Origin of the sequence: Euzebyella marina, from assembly GCF_003687485.1 — a bacterium.
In the GTDB taxonomy this organism is placed as follows: domain Bacteria; phylum Bacteroidota; class Bacteroidia; order Flavobacteriales; family Flavobacteriaceae; genus Euzebyella; species Euzebyella marina.
This window is the reverse complement of sequence record NZ_CP032050.1, coordinates 1965516-1989884: the sequence shown is the minus strand read 5'-3', so window position 1 is coordinate 1989884 and position 24369 is coordinate 1965516. Positions and strand designations below refer to the sequence as shown.

Below are 24369 nucleotides of genomic sequence, written 5' to 3'. Positions count from 1 at the left end.
AACAATGCTATGTTAAAAGTAGACCTTTTTTATCAATTAATTGCTTTACAGCAACTTAAATGCAGGTTAAATTAATTCATGATAAAATTTAGGAAGCAGGTGCAATATCAACAGAAACCTTTAATTTACTCTTGCCGCTGCCATAAACGACCCCTTTTAACGGTGGAACATCGTAATAATCTCGCCCCCAACCAACTACAATATGTTGGTTTTTTGGAATCATGTTATTGGTAGGGTCAAAATCTACCCAGCCGTACCCAGGAATAAAAACCGAGAACCAAGCATGCGAAGCATCTGTACCGACCAATTTCTCTTTACCCTTTGGCGGTATCGTTTCTATGTACCCACTCACATATTTTGCGGGCAAACCGACCGAGCGTAAACAAGATATTCCGATTTGGGCAAAATCTTGGCAGACGCCTTTTTTTTCGCGCATGACCTCGGCAACGGGGGTAGAAATACTGGTAAAACCTGAAACGAACTTAAAATCGGTATAAATACGTTGCATCAATTCATAAGTGGCATCAAAAACAGATCTGTCGGGCCGAAAAGATGCCTTGGCATATTCACGAATTGTTTTATTCGCTCTTCGAATAAAAATAGATTCCAACGTAAATTGTTTGGCATCTAAAATTGACAAATCATTACTTTTCAAACTTTGAAGTGCTTCAGCTAGTGTAACCCTCTTGCACTCATCTGAAAAAAGATTGTCATAAATCGTGGAAAAATTTCGAGCTAATTTACTTCGGGTGGTTACTTTCAGGGCAGTGTGTTCTGTTTGAATGGAGAAACGAGTGATATAATTGCCAAAAAAATCGACTCTTTCCGAAATTTCAGAAGGTTTGGGCGTTATTTCAATCTTATAATCTAACAGTTGCTGCCCCATTGCTTGCCTAGGTCGTAACGTCGCCAAATTATGGCAATAACTAACAGGGGCGTTATAGTTGTACTCTGTGGTATGGGTAACGTTAAAGAGCATATCAAAAAGGAAAAGTTTGAACCACCAATTGATTCTGTTTGTCGGTATGACTGAAATAGGTGCTTGTAATGGATTGAGATGTTTTGTAGAGCAAGTCGGTCAACTCGGCAAAAAGGGCGTCTAATTCTTCCCTTACATATTCATCATCCGTTTCTGTTTTTGATAGTTCGGATGAACTGGCCAATCGCAATTTTGAAAAAGCATCTAAAACATACTTTTGATAATTTGCCAAGTTATTGTCATTTCGGGAATGCGGTAATCTGGCAATATCCTTTTGAATTCTATTGATCATGAATGTCAATGACCGGGGATATTCTAAATCTAAAACGACCAAATCAAGAACATGCTCCAGTTTTATATAAGATCGATAGCTATATCTATAAATATTCAAACTTTCGTGACTGGTCAAAAGGTATTCAAGCAAATCGTATTCAATCTGCTCATCGTATTTAATGGCCAGTAATGACCGGCATTTGGCTATGGTCAAAATACTTTGTTCCAATTGCAAACCGATAAAGTATAATAGCAGACCTTGTTTGACCAAAATACTTTCTTCGATCAAACCCATAAAAGCAATCAACCTCGTTATTAGTTGATTGAGTACTTTCAAAATTTTGTTGATAGAACTCTCTCCACTCGATTCAAAGGCTTTCCATATATGTTGAATGTTTTCAAAAACCCTCCACATATCACTTGACCATAGGTTGCGTATCGAATAGTATGAGTAACTGAACATATTAATGGTATGGGCCATACTTCCGGGCCGATTTGCATCAAGCAAAATGGAAAGCATTTCTTTCATCGGATTATCCATAGCCGATTCACCTTCTTCCGTTTCCTCAACAAAACCAGGATAGGTTCCCGTTAGGCTAGTTACCGCTTTCAATAGAACCTCAAGTTTTTCCGATTGGGGGTTTTCATCACTCTTCTGAACCAAGGCCAACTGCCTGATAACCATTCTTATAAAACGGGCCATGACCAAGGTACGACCTACATATCGGCCGGCCCAAAATAGATTTTCAGCGGTTAGGCTGGGGAGATCGTTCAATCCTGAAATGGAAACAGGACTTTGCTTATGCCAATTTCTGGAATAGTCTTCATAAATCGGCTCTTCTTGAACCACCCAAAAATCTTTACTGGTACCGCCTCTTTGGTTTGAAACCCTAACCGTTTCACGGTCCGGAGCTACTCGAACCAACCCCCCGGGCATCACTTTATAACCTTCTCTGGCAGCAATACAAAAAGAACGGGTCACCAGATTTCGAGCTTCAATATCTCCATTTACTAAATTGGGTGCCGTTGAGAAGTTTATTTTTTCTTGGGCTACGTATCTATATGGGGTTCTATTAATTTCCAGTTTAAGTTTTTCTAACTCAACCGCCGACAGAAACTCTGCAAAATGTATGCTCTCACGATTGGTTCTGTCTATTCTTTTGATAACCAATTGCGAAAGATTGTTGAGTACATAGTTTTTCTCTTTTTCTTGGCCACACCACCACGAAGCAATTTGAGGCAAAATAAGCTCTTCATCCAAAAAATACTTGGCAACCGATGGCATAAAGGGAATGAGACCCGGATTTTCCATTACGGCACTGCCAACTGGATTTACTATGGACACATTTTTTCTACGAACTACGTCTAAAAGGCCTGCGACTCCCAAATGCGAGTCTTCACGGAGTTCTAACGGATCCGCAAAAAGGTCATCGACCCTACGCCAAACCACATCAATTTTTTTCAGCCCTTGCAATGATTTCATCCAAAGAAAACCATCACGAACAACTAAGTCATTACCTTGAACCAAGGGATATCCTAGAAAGGAGGATAGGTAAGCATGTTCAAAATAGGTTTCGTTATGTGAACCGGGTGTCAGGATAACGATATGCGGATTTTCCTTTTTTACTGGGGATGCATCCAATAACATCTGATTCAGGTCATTAAAAAACCCGGACAGTCTTTTAACATTCATTGCCCCATAGATATCGGGAAGTATTCGACTCGTGGTAGAACGATTTTCAAGGGCATAACCCATACCCGAAGGAGCCTCGGTACGGTCATTGACCACCCAGAGCCTACCATCGGTGCCACGGGCCAAATCGGCGGCATAAATCGAAAGAAAGGTGTTATTGGGGTATTGAATTCCGTCACACTGCCTTAAAAACCCCCTATGGCCATAGATTACTTCATGCGGTATGATTCCCTCTTTGATCAATCGACGTTCTCCGTAAACGTCTTTCAACACCAAATCGAGTAGTAGGGCGCGTTGCTTGATTCCCTTCTCAACGCCAGCCCATTCATTTTGACGAACCAAAAAAGGTATCACATTCAAGTTCCAAGGGCGATGCATGCCCTTTGGATCGTTGTATACATTATAGGTTACACCATTTTCTGCTAGTAGCCAATCAACATCCTTTTGTCTAGACCTCAACCCTTCAACACCAAATTTTTCAAACTCTGCCAGCAGATTACGCCAATAAGGCCTTAACCCATTGTTAGCATCGAACATTTCATCATTACTGTACTCAGTACTGTAGCTACTTAACCAGCTGGTAGTTGTTAACGGCATCTTCTATAATTACTTCTTGCGCAAATCAAGAACGTGTGGGTATTCTGGATTGATCGGTACCTCCTTATATACAAATGTACTTGAAGCATTCTTTCGCTCAACCGATCGGCCGACAAAATTTGTACCTAATTTCGGTTCCATAGAAAGTACCTCATCTTGGGTATGGTTAAATTCCCAAAATCGGTTAATCCGGCGAGATTCTGCTTCTAAACTGTTGACTGGATACGTATCGTAGGAACGGCCACCGGGGTGCGATACAAAATAGGTGCATCCCCCAATTGATTTTTTATTCCACATATCCACTATGTCGAATACCAAAGGTACATCTACACCGATGGTCGGGTGCAGGGCCGACCAAGGTTGCCATGCCTTGTACCTAACACCGGCAACGTACTCGCCCTTGGTACCAGTTGGGCTTAATTCGATTTTAACCCCATTACAAGTAATGTTATAACGTTCTTCAACAAAATTTTTCACTTTTACCTGAACCCTTTCCAAAGAAGAATCGACATATCTGGCGGTACCCCTACCGGACATTTCCTCGCCAAGTACGTTCCAAGGTTCAATGGCCATTCGCACCTCTATTTGCATCGAATTAATCTCTACCATGCCATATAATGGAAACCTAAATTCAAAGAACGGATCGAACCAATCCAGTTTAAATGGGTAGCCTGCTTCATTCAGTTGCGAAACAATATCGGCAATATCTTCTTTCACATAATGCTCCAACAAAAATTTGTCATGTAACTCAGTACCCCATCGAACCAAATCATGCTTATAGGGCTTTTTCCAGAACCATGAAACCAAAGTTCGCACTAACAACATTTGCATTAGGCTCATTTGCGCATGTGGTGGCATATCGAAAGCCCGAAGCTCTAAAATACCGAGTCGACCCGAGGATGAGTCAGGTGAATACAGCTTATCGATGCAAAATTCTGCCCGATGGGTATTACCTGTAATATCGGTAAGCAAATGCCTGAACAAACGATCTGTAAGCCAAAAAGGCACTTCTTTATCCTCTGGAATTTGAGCAAAGGCAATCTCCAATTCGTATAAATTTTCTAATCGCCCTTCATCTACCCGAGGCGCTTGACTGGTAGGCCCAATAAAAGCACCGGAAAACAGGTAGGATAATCCTGGGTGGTGCTGCCAAAAAGTAACAAGACTTCTTAATAATTGTGGATTGCGCAGTAAGGGACTATCGGCGGGCGTAGTGCCCCCTAAGGTGACATGATTGCCCCCACCGGTACCTGTATGCTTACCATCAAGCATAAATTTTTCGGTACCCAACCGAGACTTTTTTGCCTCTTCATAAAGTTTGAATGTATTGTCGGTTAGTTCTTGCCAGTTTTTCGAAGGATGTACATTTACCTCAATTACACCAGGGTCGGGCGTTATTTTTAAAACCTCTAACCTGTTGTCTTTTGGGGGTTCATACCCTTCGATAATTACAGGAACTTGCAATTCGCTGGCCACGGCTTCGATTGATGAAATCAAGTCTAAGAAGGCCTCGGCGGTATTGAGAGGTGGTAAAAACAAATGCAATCTATTCTCTCGAACCTCAGCGCAAAGTGCCGTTCTAACATAAGGATGCTTTTTAGGATAATCATCAAGGTTTTTATTGGCCCTTATTTTTAAATCCTCACCATAGGAAGGCAAGTTATTTTTAGGCTCAAAAAGCTCTGGTTCTGCCGTCGGTTCTGAAGCTACTTCGGGGTTTTGTGGTAATGACTCTATAGGCAAGCGCAACCCAATCGGAGAGTTTCCGGGGGCCAGAACCAACTCATTGCCTCTAAATTGCCAATTGTTGGATAACCATCGTCCACCACTTTTTGACAAAGGCAATACGTGACCGACTATTTCACTTGTACCTTGCTCCAGCACCTCCCCTAGCTTACGCCTTAGGGCCGAATCATCTTTACCATACTCCTTACCGTTAACATCGACGGGTAGTTTACGCTCCTCCCACAAAAAGTAGAAGGCATCCTCATAAGCAGGCATGATGGAGTCGTTCGGGCATACCAATTTTTGGGTCAAGGTATCTAAAAAATCATAAGTTATGTTGGAGGGCAGTTCATACGATTTTGAAAAGGAAGCTAACCATTTGGATTCTTTCCAAATAATACCACCGTCTTTACGCCAATGAATTCCAATAGTCCATCTGGGTAGCGCTTCCCCGGGGTACCACTTCCCTTGAGCATGGTGCAGCATCCCCCCTTGACCAAAACTACTCAGCAACCTATTGGCCAAATCGCTGGCAAGTTGCCTTTTGTGTTCCCCATCGGCAGCGGTATTCCACTGGTCCGATTCCATATCGTCAATGGAAACAAAGGTAGGCTCCCCACCCATGGTTAGTCTTACGTCGTTATTCTCAAGTTCTTCCTCTACTTTGAAACCAAGATTATAAATCTCGTTCCACTGATCTTCGGTATAAGGCTTGGTCACTCGCGGAGATTCAAAAATACGGGTGACCTTATTTTCAAATTCAAACTGTGTTTCGCAAGGGTCTGTAAGCCCATATACCGGGGCCGCGCTCTCAAACGAGGGCGTGCATGCCAAAGGTATGTGGCCCTCGCCGGCCAAAAGCCCAGACGTCGCATCAAGACCGATCCAACCCGCGCCTGGCAAATACACTTCGGCCCAAGCATGAAGGTCGGTAAAATCTTCTTCGGGACCCGAAGGGCCGTCCAATGATTTTTCGTCGGCCTTTAATTGCACCAAATAACCCGACACAAATCTTGCCGCCAACCCTAAATGTCTGAGGGTCTGCACCAGCAACCATGCAAAATCTCTACAAGAACCCAATCTTTTTTCTAAGGTTTGTTCACAGGTCTGCACGCCCGCCTCTAAACGAATGGTGTAATTCAAGTAATTATATAGGTTCTGGTTGAGAGCGGTTAGAAAATCAATCGTGCGCCGCGGTGTCAAATCTATTTTCGCTACCCATCCTTGCAATAAGGGTCCGTTTTCGGTTACCTCAAGATACGGTCGCAACTCTTTCTTTAATGCATCATTGTAGGTAAATGGAAAATCTTCAACCGAATCTTCTACAAAAAAATCAAAAGGATTGATTGTTTTTAGGTCAGCAATGATTTCAACATCAATCGAAAGAATATCGGTTTTTTCTGGAAAAACAAGCCGTGCCAAATAGTTGCCAAATGGATCTTGCTGCCAGTTAAAAAAATGGTTTTCAGGTTTGATTTTTATAGAATATGCTTCGATAGGCGTTCTACTATGCGGAGCCGGGCGTAATCTAAATATGTGAGGTGATAAATTGACCAAACGGTCATACTTATAAACGGTTTTGTGCTTAATAGCAACCTTAAGAGCCATACAGTTGTTTGATTTTCAATGTATGTAAGATAAGCACTTAAACAACTAATCCCTATCGGAATCGATAGATATATTAAAACTTTTAGGTGTAAGAAATTTAAACGGTGGTATTTTAGGCTTTTGATAATTAATTACAATAATTCAGCTTATTTAATTAAAAACCTGATTAAAATTCTTTCACCGCTTACAGTAAATCCGATTTTCGCGAAATCGCTGAAACAACTAAAAAGTGCTGGAACTTGAACCGTAAAATGGATTTAAGTGGCAAGAACTCTTCACTAATTTACTCTACCCTTCATCTAAAAATATCCCTTTTACGTAAATTCATATAACACTTTAATCGGCACAAACCTATCTAGCAATGATCCATATAAAAGAATTTAATAAACTGATCATAGTTTCTTGCCTTATTATTTTAGGATGCAAAGAATCAAAAAAAGAAAACTCAGGCGAAGATATGCTATGTTTTCGAAATGAATATGCCTATAACGATTCGTCAGGACTCAAAGATGTAGAAGAATTAAACCTTACAATTATGGACGGAAAGGTGAACGGATCTTACAATTGGTTGCCCGCTGAAAAAGACCAAAGAAAGGGAGATTTGACCGGAAAACTTACTGGAGATATGATTAAGGTCACCTATACTTTTTCACAAGAGGGAACGGAGTCGACAACAGAACTAACAATCGAACTTGAGGATGATAAAGCAATAGTAACAGGTGGAAAAGAAGAATTGGGGTTAAATAGAACTCTAACACAGGTAAACTGTGAATAGAAAAATATACATCAAGTTTTTCAAAATCAAATGAAATAGAGCCGCTGTTAGCGGCTCTATACATTGTTCGAATAGGGTCTTGTTCTAGATGTAAAAACCGCCTGCAACCTCAATTCGTTGGGCGTTGACCCATTTGGAATCTTCGCCGCAAAGAAAGGCAACTACACCGCCAATGTCATCAGGTAATCCTACTCGCCCGAGAGCGGTATTACCGGCAATCATATCGTTCATTTCTTGATTGTCACGTACAGCACCTCCACCAAAATCGGTTTCGATAGCTCCAGGAGCAACCGTATTCACTCGAATTTTTCTACTGCCCAATTCCTGCGCCTGATAGCGACTTAAGCTTTCAATACCCGCTTTCATGATGGCATACGCCGAATAATTATTGAAACTGAATCGAGCCAACCCTGAAGAAATATTTACTACACTACCACAATCTGAAATTATTGGCAGTAGTTTCTGGGTAAGAAAAAAGGCCGCCTTTAAATGAATATTGACCATTTCATCAAATTGTGCTTCGGTAGTGCTTTCATAAGATGCATGAATACCAGTTCCGGCATTATTGACTAAAGAGTGAATACTATTGATCTCAAAAACACTTGAGAGACTATTCTTGACCTCAGCAACAAACTGATCGTAGGTGTTGGCTTTTGCCACATCAAGTTGAAGGGCCACGGCCTTTCTTCCTTTCGTTTGTATTTCTTCAACGACTTCGTTCGCCATTGACTCATTGCTATGGTATGTAAGGATGATATCAAAATTCTTCTCCGCAAGTTCCAATGCCATTGCCTTTCCCAAGCCACGACTACCGCCAGTGACCAAGGCTACTTTGTTTAAATTACTTTTCATTGTGTGTGAGTTTAAATGAACGACAAAGTTCTGCCTAATTTCACCCACCTAGATTGCAAAAAACAATCCGTTATTTACAAAATTCAATCAATTACGAAATTTTAACGGAGACAATTGGGTATGCTTCTTGAAGAAGTTCGAAAAATGTGCCAATTCATCAAAACCTAGGGCAAATGCTATTTCAGAAACGTTCCACTGGGTTTGCCTCAATAGCACCTTTGCTTCCTCCACTAACCTACTGTTGATAATTTGAGAAGTACTTCTACCTGTAGATTGTTTTAAAACTTTATTTAAGTGGTTAATATGAATACCCAACTGCTCGGCAAAATCATTGGGTGTTCTTAATTGTATCCTTTGCACGTCATCTTCTATGGGAAATTGTCTTTCTAAAAGTTCGATGAACAACGATACTATTCGGCTTGCCGCATTATGCTCGTTTACCGTATTTTCCATCGGCTTTAGTTTTTGCCCCTGATGGATGAGCTCAAAAACATAGTTGCGCAGTAAATCGTATTTATAGGTATAATCAGATGAAAGTTCGGCATCCATCTTTAAAAATATACTTTCAATCTCAGAGAATTGCTCATCATTCAGTTGAAAGACAAAATCGCTGTTCGGTTGATAGATAGGAAGGTCATCTAGAATAAGGCCTGTCATCGATTTGGAAACGAACTCCTTGGTGAAAACACAAAAATAGCCTGCTTGATTCGTGTCTTGGGGAAGGTATCGGTAAGGTATTTTTGGTGTGGCGAAGAGTATACCCTGCTTTTCAATCAGAACCGACCTATCTGCATATTCTACCAGATTTTTACCTTTTATCAGACTAATTTTATAATAACGTCTTCGGTTATAGGTCATTTCTGGCTTTTTACTGCTACAGTTATAGAACTTTTCAATATTGAAAATATTAAAATGACCTATATCACTTGATTGCTCACTGTCTAAAAACTCGTTTAACTGACAGACCGTATCACCGCAAATCTCTTTATAAAACTCTCGTATGCTTATAGTATCCATTCTTGCAATATTCAAACAATGCAAAGTAACGGCATTTAAGCCAAACATCTACCCAAGATTGGTCTGCCTTAGAAATTAAAAGCACTTATAACATTTTTAAAATAGTGGCTTGGTATGGTTGAAGGGTTGTTGACCCAGAGACAATGTTGATATCATCGTAATTATTAATTACACAATTTTTCGAAGATAAACCGGTCAGTTCATCCAGTTCTATCAACACTTCACCTTCAGAGAAATTGAGTAAAATCAACATTTTTGTATCATTCATTTGCCGGGTAAAAGCGTAGACTTGTTCGTGATTCGGCAGCAACAGGTCGTACTTTCCGTATACAAGCACCAGGTTTGTTTTTCTTACCCTTGTCATTTTCCTAAAATGGTTAAGAACCGACTTTGGGTCTTTCTTTTGAAGAGCTACGTTAATGTTCAAATAGTTCGGATTCACTTTTTTCCAGGGAGTTCCAAAGGTGAATCCGGCATGATCCGATGAATCCCATTGCATCGGGGTGCGGCCGTTTTCTCGAGAATTGTAGTTGAGCGTATTCATAAACTCATTCATATCCGCATTGGCCTTTAATGCCGCTTGGTACCGACCGTGTGCCTCAATATCGTCATAATCGCTAATATGGGGCATATCAATATTGGTCATGCCTAACTCATCACCATAATAGAGATAGGGCGTACCGCGCATACTCATCAGAAAAGTATTTAAAAGTTGTGTAGAAACCGTTCTAAATCTTTCAGATGGGTTACCGAACCGATCTACGAGCCGGGCATTGTCGTGATTGGCCAGAAATATGGCCAACCAGCCTTCTTCGGTAAAAGATTGATCCCACTTTGTAAAAGCCTGCTTAAAGTCGAAAAGCGAATATCGAGCAAGTGTTGATGAGAGATTGATGGTTTCAAAATGATAGGCCATTTGCAGTTCATTGCGGCTTTCGTCTACCAGATTATGGGCGTCTTCAAAACTATTTCCGGTTCCTTCGGCTACCGCAAAAACATCATATTTACTGAGCACCTCATTATACATTTCGTTGAGATAACCGTGCAACTGCGGACGCATACCGTACCATTTAACGTATTCTTTTTCGTGCCCTTCCGGAAAATTAGGCCAGGTAATGTCTTTGCTCACGAATTGAAAGGCATCTAAACGGTAACCATCTACACCCTTATTGGCCCAAAACTTCATAATATCAAAAATCTCTTTTCGAAGTTTCGGGTTTTCCCAATTTAAATCGGGCTGATGTTTGGTAAATGTATGTAGGTAATAGGCATTTACGGTATCTACATATTCCCAAGCCCCATTGGGGTCAAACAAACTATGCCTGTACGGGGGTTGTCCGTTTTCGGCCGGCCACCAGTGGTAATAATCGTAAAAAGGACTTTCTCTAGATTTCTTGGCCTCTTTAAACCAAGGGTGCTCTTCACTACTGTGGTTCACGACCAAATCCATCACAAATTTGATTCCCCTTTTGTGCATTCCTTTTATCATTTTTTCAAAATCTTGCATTTTTCCAAAACGAGGCAGAATCGCCCGATAATCACTGACATCGTAACCATTATCGATTAGTGGGGATTCATAAAAGGGGTTCATCCAAACGATGGTAATACCAAGACTTTCTAAATAATCTAGCTTATCGATAACCCCATTAAGGTCACCAAAACCATCGCCATTTGAATCTTTAAAACTTTGAGGGTAAATCTGGTAGAGAATACCTTCCTTCCACCAACGAGAATTTTTGTTTCCGGAAGACATGACATAGCTATTCTCACCCTTTTTGGTGTAGCGATGGAATATATGCCGCAATGAACCTAATATGTTCACTATTGGGTAGTTTTTCTATGGATAAAGTTATGTTATACCGCAATTGAAAATGAGAACTTTTACACTATTCTTATCCCAAATGATTTAATCGTCAAATAACAAGTTACTTGTTAAATACTGCGCTAGAGAATTATTTATGTTAAAGTAAGAAAGCTTAAAAGCTAGGGCTTTGGTTTTGTGTTGTATTTAGAATTACTTAAGGATTGAGAAAACTTCTCATCAGCAGATAAATTCTCAGACTGATTAGCAAAGAGCATGTTAGAAGGTATGGGCTTGTAAAACAATCTTAGCGACAGAATTCAGCCAAGAATAATCCTTTTTGCTTTAAAAAATAGGATTCGAATTTTATCAACTAAGCTTCTTAGTTACTGAAATCTCTCACATAAAAACATTTCAATCTTATAGTCGAACAATAATAAATTCTGACCTTCGATAAATATCGTGCTCGTCTTTGGTGCATTTAACTCCATTTGCACAACGGTTCAACAATTGTTTCTCACCATACCCAATGGCACTTTCAATACGGTTAGCTTCAATACCTTGCAAACTAATATAGGCCGCTGTAGATTTTGCCCTCTAAATTAATTTTTCTAATAGGAGAAAGAAACTCATCTTAAAACTTAAATACTGTTTCTGAAGCCGTCTCAAAACTAATTCTTTCGAAAAAATTTATCGCTTAGCTATTTAGAACAGAAAGAATCTCAATCAACTAGATTATAGTTCACATCATTATCTAATAAAATCGTTTCTATTTGCTCATAACTCAAATCTGAATCATAAATTATCATAAGGGTAAAGTTCTGGGTTGAGTTAAAATCTAGCTTGCTTTTAAGACAAACCCTACTAATGTCGTACATCACCCAGAACATTTGATAAATGGAATTGGTATATAATTCAAACTTAAAAATTTCCATAATCTTTTTAATCTTCGAGTTCTTTACAATACAATCCAGTGGCTCTTACAGATAAGGTTATTTCTTCACGCATATCTTCTAGACTCTCGACCCTAAGAATGTTATCACAATCTTCAAAGTCAAAATCGATGCGCAGTATTTTTGAATAGCCTGACAATATTTTCCTTAGCCACATTTCATGAATTCGTCTAGCGTTAGTTTTGAAAACCAATACCATAATTTCTTTTTCTAACGTGGCTACAGATTTGTCGGTATTTGTTACTATATCGATCATTGGACCTCCCTATTGAATTTCAAAATATTCTCTAACTTCCTGCCGAATGTTTTCCTTATTCGTTGCATAAAGTTCAATCTGGTTTGGGTTCAGCACTGAAGTAATCTTGTTATCGGTATACTCTTGTACCACCTTCATTTCTTTTCGCATTTTTATCAGACTAGAATTTTCGAGAATACTCCTTCTATCCTGTGCCGCCTTTAGGTTAATAGCCATTATCTCGGCCTCCTGTGTCTCATTCAAATCGAGTTTATCTTTTTGAAGTGCTGTAATTTTCTGAGCCATTTCTTCGGGCGGAATGGCCTTTATTCTATCTATTTTTGACTGCCCCACAGCGATAATACCTATAAATAGAGCCACAACGATCAACAAGCTTTGTCTTGTTTGCATATACATGTTTTTTATGTTACAAGGCAAATGTAGAGTGCGAAATACAGGCTCTAAAAAAAACTCTACGTAGTATAAAAAGGCGTCTGCAAACCCTAATTCAGAAGGGACGAACTATGCTAAACCCAAGCGCTTATGAACCTCATCCTTAAATGTTTCACCAATGGGGATGAGCAAGTCGCCGTGTATAATAAGGCTGTTTTTTCTCAAAACAGAAAGAAAGGCCATATTTTCAACGTAAGATCTATGTACCCGCAAAAATCTTGAACGAGGAAGTTTTTCAAGAATATCTTTGAAATTTGATAATGTAAAAATTGCCTTTCCGGATGTACAGGTATAAATTTTGATATAGTCTTTCAACCCCTGAATATGGGTTATTTCATCAATATTTATTTTAATGTTCTGATGTTCTGACCTCACAAAAATAAAAGGTAATGACAAATCATCTGCTGTAGATATTTTATCATCAGAATTTTTGAGCAAGCATAATTCCCTGGCTTTGGTAACCGATGCTATAAAACGTTGTAAAGGAATAGGCTTGACCAAATAATCAATTGCGTTTAGGTTAAAGCCATCCAAAGCATACTGCGGATAGGCGGTAATAAAAATGAAAAGAGGCATGTTTGAAATCGTTTTCACCAATTCTATACCGGTCAATTGCGGCATTTCAATATCTAGAAATACGAGATCGATCTTTTGGTTTCCTAAAATATTAATAGCCTCCATAGGTTTCCTGCACACCGCTACCAGATTGAGATATTCTATTTGGTGCACATAACCGCTTATCAAATCTGCGGCCAAGGGTTCATCATCAACAATAATACAATTCATCATTCTGGCTATATCAAATTTAAATGTATGCCAATTTCAAAAATCTCATCCGTTGAACGGATTGTAATATCATGTTTATCAGGATATAGTAATTCAAAACGTTCCTTGGTATTTTTGAGTCCAATACCAGAATCCGCTGTTTCCTTAATCTCCCCTCCTATTTTGTTTCGACACTCAAAATAAATATTATTGCCTTTAATTTTAAACAGTATTTCAATTAGCACATCATTTACATTGTAGGTACCATACTTAAATGCATTCTCTACAATTGACACAAATAGCAATGGTCGGATCCTTTGACCCTCTAATTCCCCTATTACTTGCAGGCGTACTCCGGCATTATTGTACAATCGCATTTTTTGAAGGGCCACATAATTTTGCAGGTATTCAATTTCACTTTTTAAATATACAAACTCATCATCTGTTTGATATAGCATATAACGCATTAAATCAGACAACATAATTATTTGCATTGGTGCTTTTTTTGACTCTTTAACCACAAGGGAATATATATTATTTAAAGAGTTAAAAAGAAAGTGTGGGTTGATCTGATTTTTGAGGGCCTTGAGTTCGGTCATATTTCTTTCTTCTTGAATTTTTCTCTTTTTCAGTTCATTACGACGCCACTCTTCAAAGACACGTATAGTTGAACCAAGAAAAATATATAAGAGAATACTTACCGCGGTAAAGGCTTTAGCAACACCATTCATCAAAAATCCAGATTGAATATAAATATCAAGTGAAATATGAATCTGCATAGCTATGAAACAAAGTAAAAGTACTAACGTAACATACCAGATTCTTTTTTCTCTAAGTAAAAAATATGGTACCAGAATACTGTAATTGATATAGAACAAGCTAATATTAAAAAGTATTCTTGTAAAAAAATTATAAGGTACCTCGCTCGTATGAAGGTATATCTGAGATGAAATAATCAGCACGAAAAACAACCAGATTACCGTGTGAATCAAAATTTTAGACTGTAATTTTTTCTTCACCATACGAATATTTGAAGTAATCGGTACATTTCTTAATTAGACTCCGTTCTCGGCTTCGTACCTCTTGTTTTGTTTCTTAGAACATTCAGTTTCATGCCGGTTGTAAAATACAATCCTTTTGATACATCTTGCTTAAAAATATCATTTTCAAAGTTATCTTCTAACATGTAATCTCCCCAAAAGGCATATTCGGCTTTCAAAAAAAGATTCCAATATTTACCCAGTTGATTTTGATATTCTATACCCAAAAAACCGGTTCTAAATGATAACTTTTTTGCCGTTTCATTAAGGCCAACAACATCAACAACAATAGGCTTACTAAAGTTGGCATACAGGCCATTGATGCTTGCATTTAGACTTAACCTAGTATGAGGGCTAAAATGATAGCGCAAGAAAGCTTGGGGAAAGCCGAGATTGTATGACCAATGCCGACTACTCTGCTTAAAATAATTGATATAGGGAAAAAACATAGGCTTTCCTGCTAAGGTCGCGTAACCACCGCCAAAACTTAATACAGATAATTTTTCTTCTTTTTGTAAGCGTTTGATGAGCAATAATGTTCCATTTAAAAACAAGTCATCTGCTGTTAAGGCCGAAGAAAAATTGGATACCGCCATTAACCCGCCCCTTCCCAGTAATTTCCAGTTGTTTTCTAAAGGATGAATATAGGATAAGGCATAACTTAATGAATGTATATGCTCTAACTCACTTGCGGAATATTCCAGATTTGGATTATCGACTTTTATATTAGTAAAACTATAATTAAGGGAACTAATCAAGACACCTTTTTGAATTCTCATAGGAATACTACCCCCCATATCAGTACTCCGATATTCTATATTATCACTACCTAAGGGAGAGAAAGAAAAGGTCAGAAAACCTAAATCTTCATTCATCTGCGCTGACAGTTGAATAGAACTGATTATTAGAATAGCTATTGATAGAAAATTTTTCAAATTTAATTTTTGCACAAATCTAAATAGGCCCTTCTATTGCTATCAATTATTGTATACAAACCTTGAAATGTTGACCATGAATCTTCAATTTTCATGGATAAATTCTACTAAAAATTGAAGATTCATTATAAAATTTTAGGTAATAGTGTTCAGATTCAACAGAATATTAATTACCGCTATGATTACTAATCTTTTATGTTTTAAGTAACCGGAATATGTTAAGAAAGTTGGGGTGGTAGAAACCACGTTTGATTTAAAGATTTATCATCATTATCATGCCATTTACTTTTAAAAAATAAATGGCGAAAACAGTTTTTGAACTCACGGATAATACATCTTTAAATCTCAAACTTTTCAACTAGTGAAGCCCTAAGACTATCATCATATAACCCACTGAACTGAGAACAACATCAACAACCTTTTTTTGATGACCTTTAATTATCTTTATATTGAACGCTGTTTAAATAACACAAGGAAACTGTACTGAAAGATATTCTACAAAACTTGAGCATAGCCAACTAGTTTGGTGATATATGCACAATAAAGTTCAGCATATAATCAAGTTAGCGGTCATTGGAAAACAAGCCAGCCAAAGACATTGAAAATTCATAACAAAAAAATGAAATACAAGGATAATGCAACCGATTCAATAATAAAAACGACAAGTACGAGCTTATAATTAATAATTAAGATTTAGTTGCTAAAGAACAGCGTATGGGTATACAAGAACAAATTAAAAATTACATTGCTTCACAACCCGAACCAAAACGTTCGGACGTTGAAGTTTTGCATAATCAGATACTTCAAGTTCTACCAGATGCCAAACTTTGGTTTTTAGATGGCAAGGACGATAAAGGCAAAATAGTAACTAATCCTCAAATCGGCTATGGACTTCAAACAATAAAATATGCTAACGGAAAAACCAAAGAGTTTTTTCAAGTTGGAATTAGTGCAAACACAACGGGTATATCTGTTTATATAATGGGTATTGAAAACAAAAAGTATTTACCTGAAACCTATGGAAAAACAATAGGTAAGGCAAGTGTAACAGGCTATTGTATTAAGTTCAAAAAATTGAAAGACATAAATATTGCCACACTTGAAGAGGCAATACGGGACGGAGTAGAACAAACAACTTAATGAAAGAAAACAAAAAACAACGAACCGCCAACAATTTATATAAAAAATGGGCAAAATAGCAGTAAAATTAACGGTTTCAGCTTGTATCAAAATTTTGTGCTTATTCGAAAGTTTCGCGCTTCGAAATCGCCTACTTTTCGTGTACTAAACGTTAGCTACAATTGTCTTAAAGAGATACTTATAAGCAATATTCTAAAATAATATTTGTAACATTTAATACCACAAGAGCACTAATAAAATTGGTATCTGTTATGACATTATGTAATGAACAGAATAGACATCAAAAAATTTAAATAATAAAATCTTTATGAAAAAAAATAACAAACTAGCAATTGGAATTGCAATCGGAGTTGGAATTGGGACCGCTGTTGGAGTTGCAACAGATAATCTAGCATTATGGCTTAGTCTTGGCATAGCTATTGGAGTCGGAATAGGATCTACACTTGACAAAAAAAACACATCAGAAGAAAGTAATAAATTCTAATATCTTAAAAAGAACTGTAGTTAATCACATATTTCAAAAAATCGCTACATAGTGCTTAAACAAAGGTAGTTGCATTTTTGTTACGTCTGATTTTCCTGCGAAAAATTCTCACCCGCAGAAGCTCAACTTTCCATACACAAACACGTTAGTAATAATACCTGCGGCAAGTGTTTGCGCCACTTCGTGCCGACCGCGAACACTAAATGTTCCTAACGCCTTGCAGTACGACTACACATCCGCCAAAACTAAGGCACCAACCCCATTCATTATTTTCACTAAATTGCCTTTGCCACTATATCTAACATCGGATATGGCGAATATGGGTCTAATGGCTACCATTACTAATGGCAGCAAGCTGCGAATGCAACTCGACATATCCGCGTGGCTTTGTGCTTCAGTAAAATCCAAAATAAACCAATGGCAAAAATCTTTAGAAAAATAAGACATAATATGATAAGAGATAAAAAGGTCGTTAATTATGTTCTTTATGCCATCGGAGAAATTATTCTTGTAGTTATTGGAATTTTAATTGCGCTTAGTATAAATAACTCGAATGAGTTAAAAAAAACCAGAGATGCAGAAAAAGTTTATCTCAAAGAAATAAAGAGTGATTTAGTTCAAGATACATTATTGTTGTCTCAAGTAATTAAAGATCACAAGTGGCGCATAGCTCAATTAATGTCTCAAGACACAACTATTGACTTGATATTCGAGGAAATTATTGGTAAGCTACCTAAGGTGGAAGGAGTTTCAGAATTGGAATATATTTTCTTTACAGATAGAAAATTTCGACCAAAAATTGGAACTTATAATTCAATGATATCTGAAGGAAAGTCAAACATCATAAGAAATCGTGAGCTATTTAATAATATTCAAAATATCTATGAATTGGAAGCCCAAAATATCATTAGTATTGGAGAGGATGTGCTAGATCGTTCTAATGAATTGCGAAATAAATATGCGTATGAAATAAAATATGGTGACTTTGGTTCACCAATTATAATTACAGACAAACGAATATTAGCTGATATTTACATTTCTTCTAGACAACTTAATTATTATACAAGGCAATCAGTTTTATTAAAAAATAGTATAACGGAGTTAATCGCGCTAATAGATATTGAATACAAATCTTTGAAATAAAACAACTAAAAATAAATTCAAACTTAAAAGATTTACTGCTTGGCAGCCACTTTTAGTAGTTGTAACAAATTTGAATCTATAACGTCATATGTCCTAAAGAATAAAATGAAATATCGAATTCTAGTAGTACTTGCCATGGTATTACTAAGTTCCTCCTGTAACAACTCAACTAAATCCAGCACTACCAACCAACCGACTCTAACTGACTATCAGCTTGGCGAAAAATGGGTCTGGAAATATAAAGGTGTAACTACTGAAGGAGAGGTTCGCTCGGATGGAACAGATACAAGAGAAATTGTAAGTTTTAAACGAGCCCTAGGTATAACTATTGGTAAAGATACTATTCCTGTTACCGAAATCGTTAAACCAGAAGTAAGCGAAACACCCAAGTACGACTGGCCTCTCGAAGTTGGTAAAACATGGAAATTTGAAAACAGTTGGACGAGTCAAGATGGTACAACTGGAAACCAAAGTCAGGATGCCGAAGTTTTGTCCTACAAAGAAGAAACCGTAGAAGCCGGAACATTTATGGCCTACACTATAAAATACACGGGTAAAACAACCAATTCCCGAGGATATAGTGCGAATGAAACAGAAGTTTGGTTATATGCACCTGCTGTAAAAAACTTCATAAAACTCACTCAAAATCAAGGAGATTTTCACTACGTTGAGGAATTGATCGAATATTCAAAATCAAAATAAATAAACGAAAGAGCAACGACGTATATGACTAATTGTCTATGAAAGAACTCTCACAGAATTCTAGCGAATTCCGCCTAGTCCCTATTCCGTTTTTTTGATATCTTACCGAACGAATCACGCAACTAGCCACGCAGTACGACTGCACATCCGCCAAAACTAAGGCACCAACCCCATTCATTATTTTCACTAAATTGCCTTTGACACTGTACCTAACATAGGGTATGGCGAACATGCGTCTAATGGCTACCATTGCGGCAGCAAGTTGCCAACGCAACTCCCTATATCCGCGTGGCGTTTTATACAAGCCGATGAAAAACATTTTACTAATAATATCATTATTCTCTCTTTTTGGCTGTCAAGAAAAAAAGAAAGAAAATAGTTCTGAAGTTTCAATCATCAAAGAAAAGAAAATCGAAAAAAGGAACGAGGTTGTCATTAATGTGAATGACACTATAAATACACTTTTCACAAATCTTTTCGTGAATGAAATGCAGGACAAGCCTGACATGTTGTATCTCGGATTTAAAGAAAACAAAACATCAGTAACTATACCAACACAAAACACTATCAAAATAATTGGTGGCGATCCGTTCGTTGGATTTTTCTATGAGTTACAACTTGAAAAGGGAGATAGCCTCTTAATCGATATTGAAAAAATAGATGTTAATCAATCTAAACAGATTGAGTATCCTATATTTACACTATTGAATAGTTATAGAACTTGGGGTGAAATAAATTTCGGTTATCTTCTTTATATATATAATCTCAAAAGTAAGGCAATAGTAATCGATGAGAGCGAAATTCAAAATAACAAATACGATTCAGAAAAAATAAAGAGAAACTCAATTAAATTACTAGATAGTCTAAATGCCAGTAATAGCATTTCAGATAAATTCTATTCAACAGAAAAAATAAATCAAAAATTAAAGTTTGCTACTGCTACAATTAGAGAAGCTAAAAACCATAATATAGAGTTGGACATTCAAAGTTTAGGTGTAAATCTTCATGAAAAAGAATTACTTAACAATGAAGAATATATAGAATTTTTGAAGGCTTTGATTTTATACAAATATTTTAAAGAAGATAATCAAGTTCAGAATTCTGTACTATTTGACTTTGTTAATAAACAAGAGACATTTTTGAATAATTCCACAAAAGAGGTTTTATTGAACTCCTATCTTAAAAGTATATTTTTTGTTGAAAAACCAAAATTCGACCAATATCTAACAAAATTTTATACAGTTAACAAAAATGAAGAATTTAAAAATAAATGGATTTCTTTTATTGATAAGCAAAAGGAGAATTCAAAGAGACTAAATGCAACCGATAGAACTGTTGGAATATTAACTAACCTTGTTAATGACAGCGAGTTGACTTTCGAAGAAGTGCTTTCAAAATATAGAGGCAAATTAGTTTTAGTGGACTTTTGGGCAAGTTGGTGTGCTCCTTGCCGAAAGGAAATGCCATTTCTTAAAGACTTAAAACAAAAATTCAATGAAGACAAACTTAAAGTCATAGAAATTTCAATAGATAATGACTATTCATCTTGGGTTAGGGCTTCCAAATTAGAAAATCTGTCGAAAGAAGAAGAAAATCACATAATATCAAATTGGAAAGAATCCAATCTTTATAAAAATTATAACATCAAAACCATTCCGAGATATTTACTTTTTGGAAAGGATGGTAAAATAATAAATGACAATGCACCTAGACCAAGTGAAAAAGAACTTATTGAACTAATTACGGCCAGCATATAACAATGTATAACCGTTAGTCACAACGCCTGCGGCACGTGTTTGCGCCACTCCGACCCGACAGCAAACACTAAATATCCTTAACGCCACGCAGTACGACTGCACATCCGCCAAAACTACGGCTCCAACCCCATTTTATTTTCACTAAATTGCCTTTGCCACTGTATCTAACATCGGATATAGCGAATAGGCGTCGAATGGCTACCATTGCGGCAGCAAGCCGCGAATGCAACTCGCCATATCCGTGTGGCTTTAGGCATTCATCTTTTCGTCATATAGTCGTAAACAGCTTCACCATTTCAGATTTAGCATCTTGATTGGGTGCAACATTGTAAAATTCTTCCAACAAGTCTAAAGACGTGGGCTTTTGAGGGTATTTATTATGGAGTAAAAAGTTCTTAAGTGCTTCATTTACTTTTTCTTCACCTATCAATTCAGATAGTTTGACCATAGCAATGGCACCCTTTGAGTAGGCTATGTGTGTTGCACCATAAGGCACTTTGTACAACGGTGTATTACCGTAAAGCCCTTTTTCATTATCATAAATTTGTTGGTGAACCTGAACACGTTCCATCATACGCTCTTTACCATACAGTTTTTTGTAAATCATCATTTCGGTGTACATGGCTAAGGATTCCGTAAGCATGGAAGCGCCTTCTCTTTCATCTGGGTTTATTTGGCTGTTTCCCCACCAAATATGGGCCAGTTCATGACCTGCCAATTCATTGATCACATCTTTGGTTGGGTCACTCTCTATATTGGTATGGAAAATCATGTTCTCGGTCATAAAAATGGTGGCGGGATATGCTGTAGCCGCAAAGCCGCTTGTAAAAGAGGAGACCTCAACAAAGCTTATTTTTTCAAATGGGTACCCATTAAAATTATCTATGCAATAATCTAGACTCAACACCGCATTGTTTACTAATCTATCTACATTCTCGAGGTGCCTTTCATCATATAACACTTCAATAGCGATGCCCCTATGTGTTATAGATTTTTTTTGATACTTAGAAGATGCTACTGCAAACCTAAAGGGAAGTCCGTTCGTTTTGTACTGACTATACACCCTTCCGTTTTCTGTCCAAGACTTTTTTAGGTTTCCGATACCTATGGGCGTTTGACCAACCTCCGTAGACACAGTCATGTTTAGGTCAATAAAATCCTTGATGTAAACTTCAGGCATCTCCAATGATTTTAATGCGTTTGGCTCCCCTAATCCATAGTCTTCCCGTTTTTGTACATCTTCTAATTCGTTATCAGATTGATAGCCTAGGGCTGGGTAATAATTGCTAATTCTCATAAATGAGCCGTTATCCACTATGGCATTAAAAGATTCGTGGCCGTTAACAGCATACCATTTATAGGACAGTTTGAATTTTAACGTACACACTTCATTTGGGATCAATGGTGCATCCAGTTTAACCTCTGAGACAAACTCATCTATTGAAATTTCATCATCGTGTATTCTAAGTGTTGCGTCCTCTAATTTTAAGTCAGAGTGAAAATTGAATAGAATACTTCCAATGGATTCATCAGCTAAATTTTCCAGGGTATAGGTTCCTTCTATTTGATAGGCATTTTCAGAGGGATATAAGTCTATTTTAGTGCCTACTTCTGTAATGGTGGGTTGCGCTACATCTTGATAATGGCGGTAGTTTTTTTCATAACTAGCAGCTTCCAAGACCTTGGCATCTTCATTTTTGGGGATATACCCGTTTATAAATTTCGAACCACTAAAAAGAGCCAATCCCAGAAAAAGTACCACCAGACCCGATTTTAATTTTGTCCACGCTCTGGTGTTGAAATAGGAATGTAACATCCACAAAATACCTAATAGACCTGTTCCAAAACACAAACGGTACATAAAGGCTGGAAGGTAAACCCCATACCCATTTAGGTCACTATAAATTCCCCTAAATCCAGAAAAAACATGTAGTAAAGGATATGGTATCACCATTTTTATTAAGGGTGTGGTAAGAACGATTACCGACAAAATAGAAACACCAAGCGCCGCATATTTATTTTTTAAGAGGCTGTTGATAATCACTAAAAAAGCAGCCAATAAAATGAGAGGAAGCGTATTGAAAACCACGACGCCCCAATAAGCCCACCAATCGATATGAAAATAGCCATAACTTACTTGAAATACGAGAGCCAATAAGACAAGTAGTATCGTAAAGAACACAACTAATGCACTTACCGAAATTAGATGCCCTTTTAATTTTACCTTAGAAAAAAATGTGCTCTGCTCTATTAAATAAAAATTAGCAGCATAACTTCTCCAGTACAAATCATTAACAAAATAGACCAATATTAAAGCTGCCAACAAATGAAAGCTTTGGGAAATGGAAGTGGCCAAAAGCCCTGAACTAGCATAGTATTCAGGTAAACGAATGCCTTTATCGATTTCTGCAAACATTTCCATTCCTACAAAAAACACTAGCAAAATAGAAACTGCTACAATCGTTACACTTTTAAAGAGGTAAATTAAATCTACTTTAGCAAAGGACAGAACAGCTTTAACTTCTGATGCCTTCGCAAAATTGAACGTCGGTGTTTTAACATTCTGTATTATGTGACTCGTTGGATTAGGCTTCCTTAGTTTTTTTTGCTTTAATTCCTTTTTGCTTACTGTTTTAGTAAACGCATAATAGCGATTGGCCATCCACAAAAAGACCATTGATAACAATACATAAACGGTTCTGTTCAAAGCCAGAAATCCTAATAAGGGCGTGACGAACTCATTCTTCTCTATTACACTAAAATGTCTGGCCTCAAAAAAGTATGCAGATGTACCAAAGGGGTCTATAATCGATGATAATTGTTGCACCTCTATAGATTGTGGCATACTCCCGGCCATGAAAGGGGAATTAGAAAACACTAACAGCACCATATAAAGAACATAGAGCAATAACCCACCAATAACAACCAATAATTTTTTACGGGTGGTATAGGCAATCATGAACAGAAAACTACATACAAGAAGACAATTCACTACCCCAAAAATCAAGAACGGATACACGTATGACCAGAGGTTGAACCCTAATTGCATTTCATCGCCTGTTCGCAAATTTTGACCAACTACAAAGCCAACAATCAAAATGAAAAAGCTCAACAGTGTTTTGGTGGCAAAAAAGGAAAACTTGCCTAATAAATACTTTTTGAGGGAAACAGGGTAAGAGAATAGTATGATATCAAATTTTGAATCCCACTCTTTATACAGGATCTCTAGCGCAAACAAGATGGCTAAAAATATAATTGAAAGACTCAATAATGCTACCATAAACCCTATGGTATACGGCGAATTAAGATAAATTCCTTCGCCGGCGGTCAGGTTGAATTTGTAGCCTGCAAACAAGCCTATAAACAATAAAATAAGAGCTGTTAAGCCCAAAACCCAACGATTACTACTATGCCTTACTTGAAACTGAAATATAGCGTTCAT

At 37.4% G+C, this 24369-nt stretch carries 19 protein-coding genes; 6 read left to right on the top strand and 13 right to left on the bottom strand.

Annotation, left to right across the window (positions count from 1 at the left end):
* Positions 1-88: 88 nt before the first annotated feature.
* From D1013_RS08320 to D1013_RS08310, 3 genes are read right to left on the bottom strand one after another with little or no spacing between them, the layout of a single operon-like run.
* Positions 89-979, bottom strand: a complete 891-nt coding sequence (locus tag D1013_RS08320; protein WP_121848389.1) for a transglutaminase family protein — start codon at positions 977-979, stop codon at positions 89-91.
* A gap of 1 nt (position 980) precedes the next feature.
* Entirely contained in the window at positions 981-3542 is a 2562-nt protein-coding gene (locus tag D1013_RS08315; protein WP_121848388.1) for a circularly permuted type 2 ATP-grasp protein, read from the bottom strand.
* A 9-nt stretch (positions 3543-3551) separates the two neighbouring features.
* Positions 3552-6875, bottom strand: coding sequence for a transglutaminase family protein (locus D1013_RS08310; RefSeq protein WP_121848387.1), 3324 nt, complete (start codon positions 6873-6875; stop codon positions 3552-3554).
* A 361-nt stretch (positions 6876-7236) separates the two neighbouring features.
* On the opposite strand from D1013_RS08310, the gene D1013_RS08305 reads away from it, so the two are divergent.
* A complete protein-coding gene (locus tag D1013_RS08305; protein ID WP_121848386.1) occupies positions 7237-7650 on the top strand; it encodes a hypothetical protein in 414 nt (137 codons plus the stop codon).
* Positions 7651-7734: 84 nt separating this feature from the next.
* Here the strand turns inward: D1013_RS08305 and D1013_RS08300 are convergent, their stop codons facing one another.
* The 9 genes from D1013_RS08300 to D1013_RS08260 form a co-directional block, all read right to left on the bottom strand.
* On the bottom strand, positions 7735-8502 hold the full coding sequence (locus D1013_RS08300) for an SDR family NAD(P)-dependent oxidoreductase (protein ID WP_121848385.1): 768 nt from the start codon (positions 8500-8502) through the stop codon (positions 7735-7737).
* An 87-nt stretch (positions 8503-8589) separates the two neighbouring features.
* Positions 8590-9519 (bottom strand): helix-turn-helix domain-containing protein, encoded by a 930-nt coding sequence (locus tag D1013_RS08295; RefSeq protein WP_121850663.1) that lies wholly within the window; start codon positions 9517-9519, stop codon positions 8590-8592.
* Between the two features lie 85 nt (positions 9520-9604).
* Positions 9605-11341 carry a glycoside hydrolase family 13 protein gene (locus D1013_RS08290; protein WP_240467934.1) on the bottom strand — a complete coding sequence of 579 codons (1737 nt, stop codon included), beginning with the start codon at positions 11339-11341 and terminating at the stop codon, positions 9605-9607.
* 701 nt (positions 11342-12042) lie between these two features.
* Complete coding sequence (locus D1013_RS08285) at positions 12043-12255, bottom strand: hypothetical protein (RefSeq protein WP_121848384.1); 213 nt, start codon at positions 12253-12255, stop codon at positions 12043-12045.
* Positions 12256-12262: 7 nt separating this feature from the next.
* Positions 12263-12529 carry a hypothetical protein gene (locus D1013_RS08280; RefSeq protein WP_121848383.1) on the bottom strand — a complete coding sequence of 89 codons (267 nt, stop codon included), beginning with the start codon at positions 12527-12529 and terminating at the stop codon, positions 12263-12265.
* A gap of 9 nt (positions 12530-12538) precedes the next feature.
* Entirely contained in the window at positions 12539-12919 is a 381-nt protein-coding gene (locus D1013_RS08275; protein WP_162987848.1) for a DUF4890 domain-containing protein, read from the bottom strand.
* 111 nt (positions 12920-13030) lie between these two features.
* Positions 13031-13750: a LytR/AlgR family response regulator transcription factor gene (locus tag D1013_RS08270; RefSeq protein ID WP_121848381.1), complete on the bottom strand. Its 720-nt coding sequence runs from the start codon at positions 13748-13750 to the stop codon at positions 13031-13033.
* A 5-nt stretch (positions 13751-13755) separates the two neighbouring features.
* Complete coding sequence (locus D1013_RS08265) at positions 13756-14505, bottom strand: sensor histidine kinase (RefSeq protein WP_162987847.1); 750 nt, start codon at positions 14503-14505, stop codon at positions 13756-13758.
* 272 nt (positions 14506-14777) lie between these two features.
* Positions 14778-15641: a DUF6268 family outer membrane beta-barrel protein gene (locus D1013_RS08260; protein WP_162987846.1), complete on the bottom strand. Its 864-nt coding sequence runs from the start codon at positions 15639-15641 to the stop codon at positions 14778-14780.
* A 774-nt stretch (positions 15642-16415) separates the two neighbouring features.
* On the opposite strand from D1013_RS08260, the gene D1013_RS08255 reads away from it, so the two are divergent.
* The 5 genes from D1013_RS08255 to D1013_RS20630 all read left to right on the top strand — a co-directional run bounded on the left by D1013_RS08255 (position 16416) and on the right by D1013_RS20630 (position 20927).
* Positions 16416-16841 carry a DUF1801 domain-containing protein gene (locus D1013_RS08255; protein WP_121848378.1) on the top strand — a complete coding sequence of 142 codons (426 nt, stop codon included), beginning with the start codon at positions 16416-16418 and terminating at the stop codon, positions 16839-16841.
* A 307-nt stretch (positions 16842-17148) separates the two neighbouring features.
* The gene (locus D1013_RS20335) at positions 17149-17325 is read left to right on the top strand and encodes a glycine zipper domain-containing protein (protein ID WP_162987845.1); all 177 of its coding nucleotides are present in this window, start codon (positions 17149-17151) and stop codon (positions 17323-17325) included.
* A gap of 417 nt (positions 17326-17742) precedes the next feature.
* Positions 17743-18468 (top strand): DUF6090 family protein, encoded by a 726-nt coding sequence (locus tag D1013_RS08245; RefSeq protein ID WP_121848376.1) that lies wholly within the window; start codon positions 17743-17745, stop codon positions 18466-18468.
* 135 nt (positions 18469-18603) lie between these two features.
* Positions 18604-19170: a hypothetical protein gene (locus D1013_RS08240; RefSeq protein WP_225621511.1), complete on the top strand. Its 567-nt coding sequence runs from the start codon at positions 18604-18606 to the stop codon at positions 19168-19170.
* 239 nt (positions 19171-19409) lie between these two features.
* On the top strand, positions 19410-20927 hold the full coding sequence (locus D1013_RS20630; RefSeq protein WP_317125499.1) for a TlpA family protein disulfide reductase: 1518 nt from the start codon (positions 19410-19412) through the stop codon (positions 20925-20927).
* 268 nt (positions 20928-21195) lie between these two features.
* Here D1013_RS20630 and D1013_RS08230 read toward each other — a convergent pair whose 3' ends face one another.
* Positions 21196-24369, bottom strand: coding sequence for an ABC transporter permease/M1 family aminopeptidase (locus D1013_RS08230; protein WP_121848373.1), 3174 nt, complete (start codon positions 24367-24369; stop codon positions 21196-21198).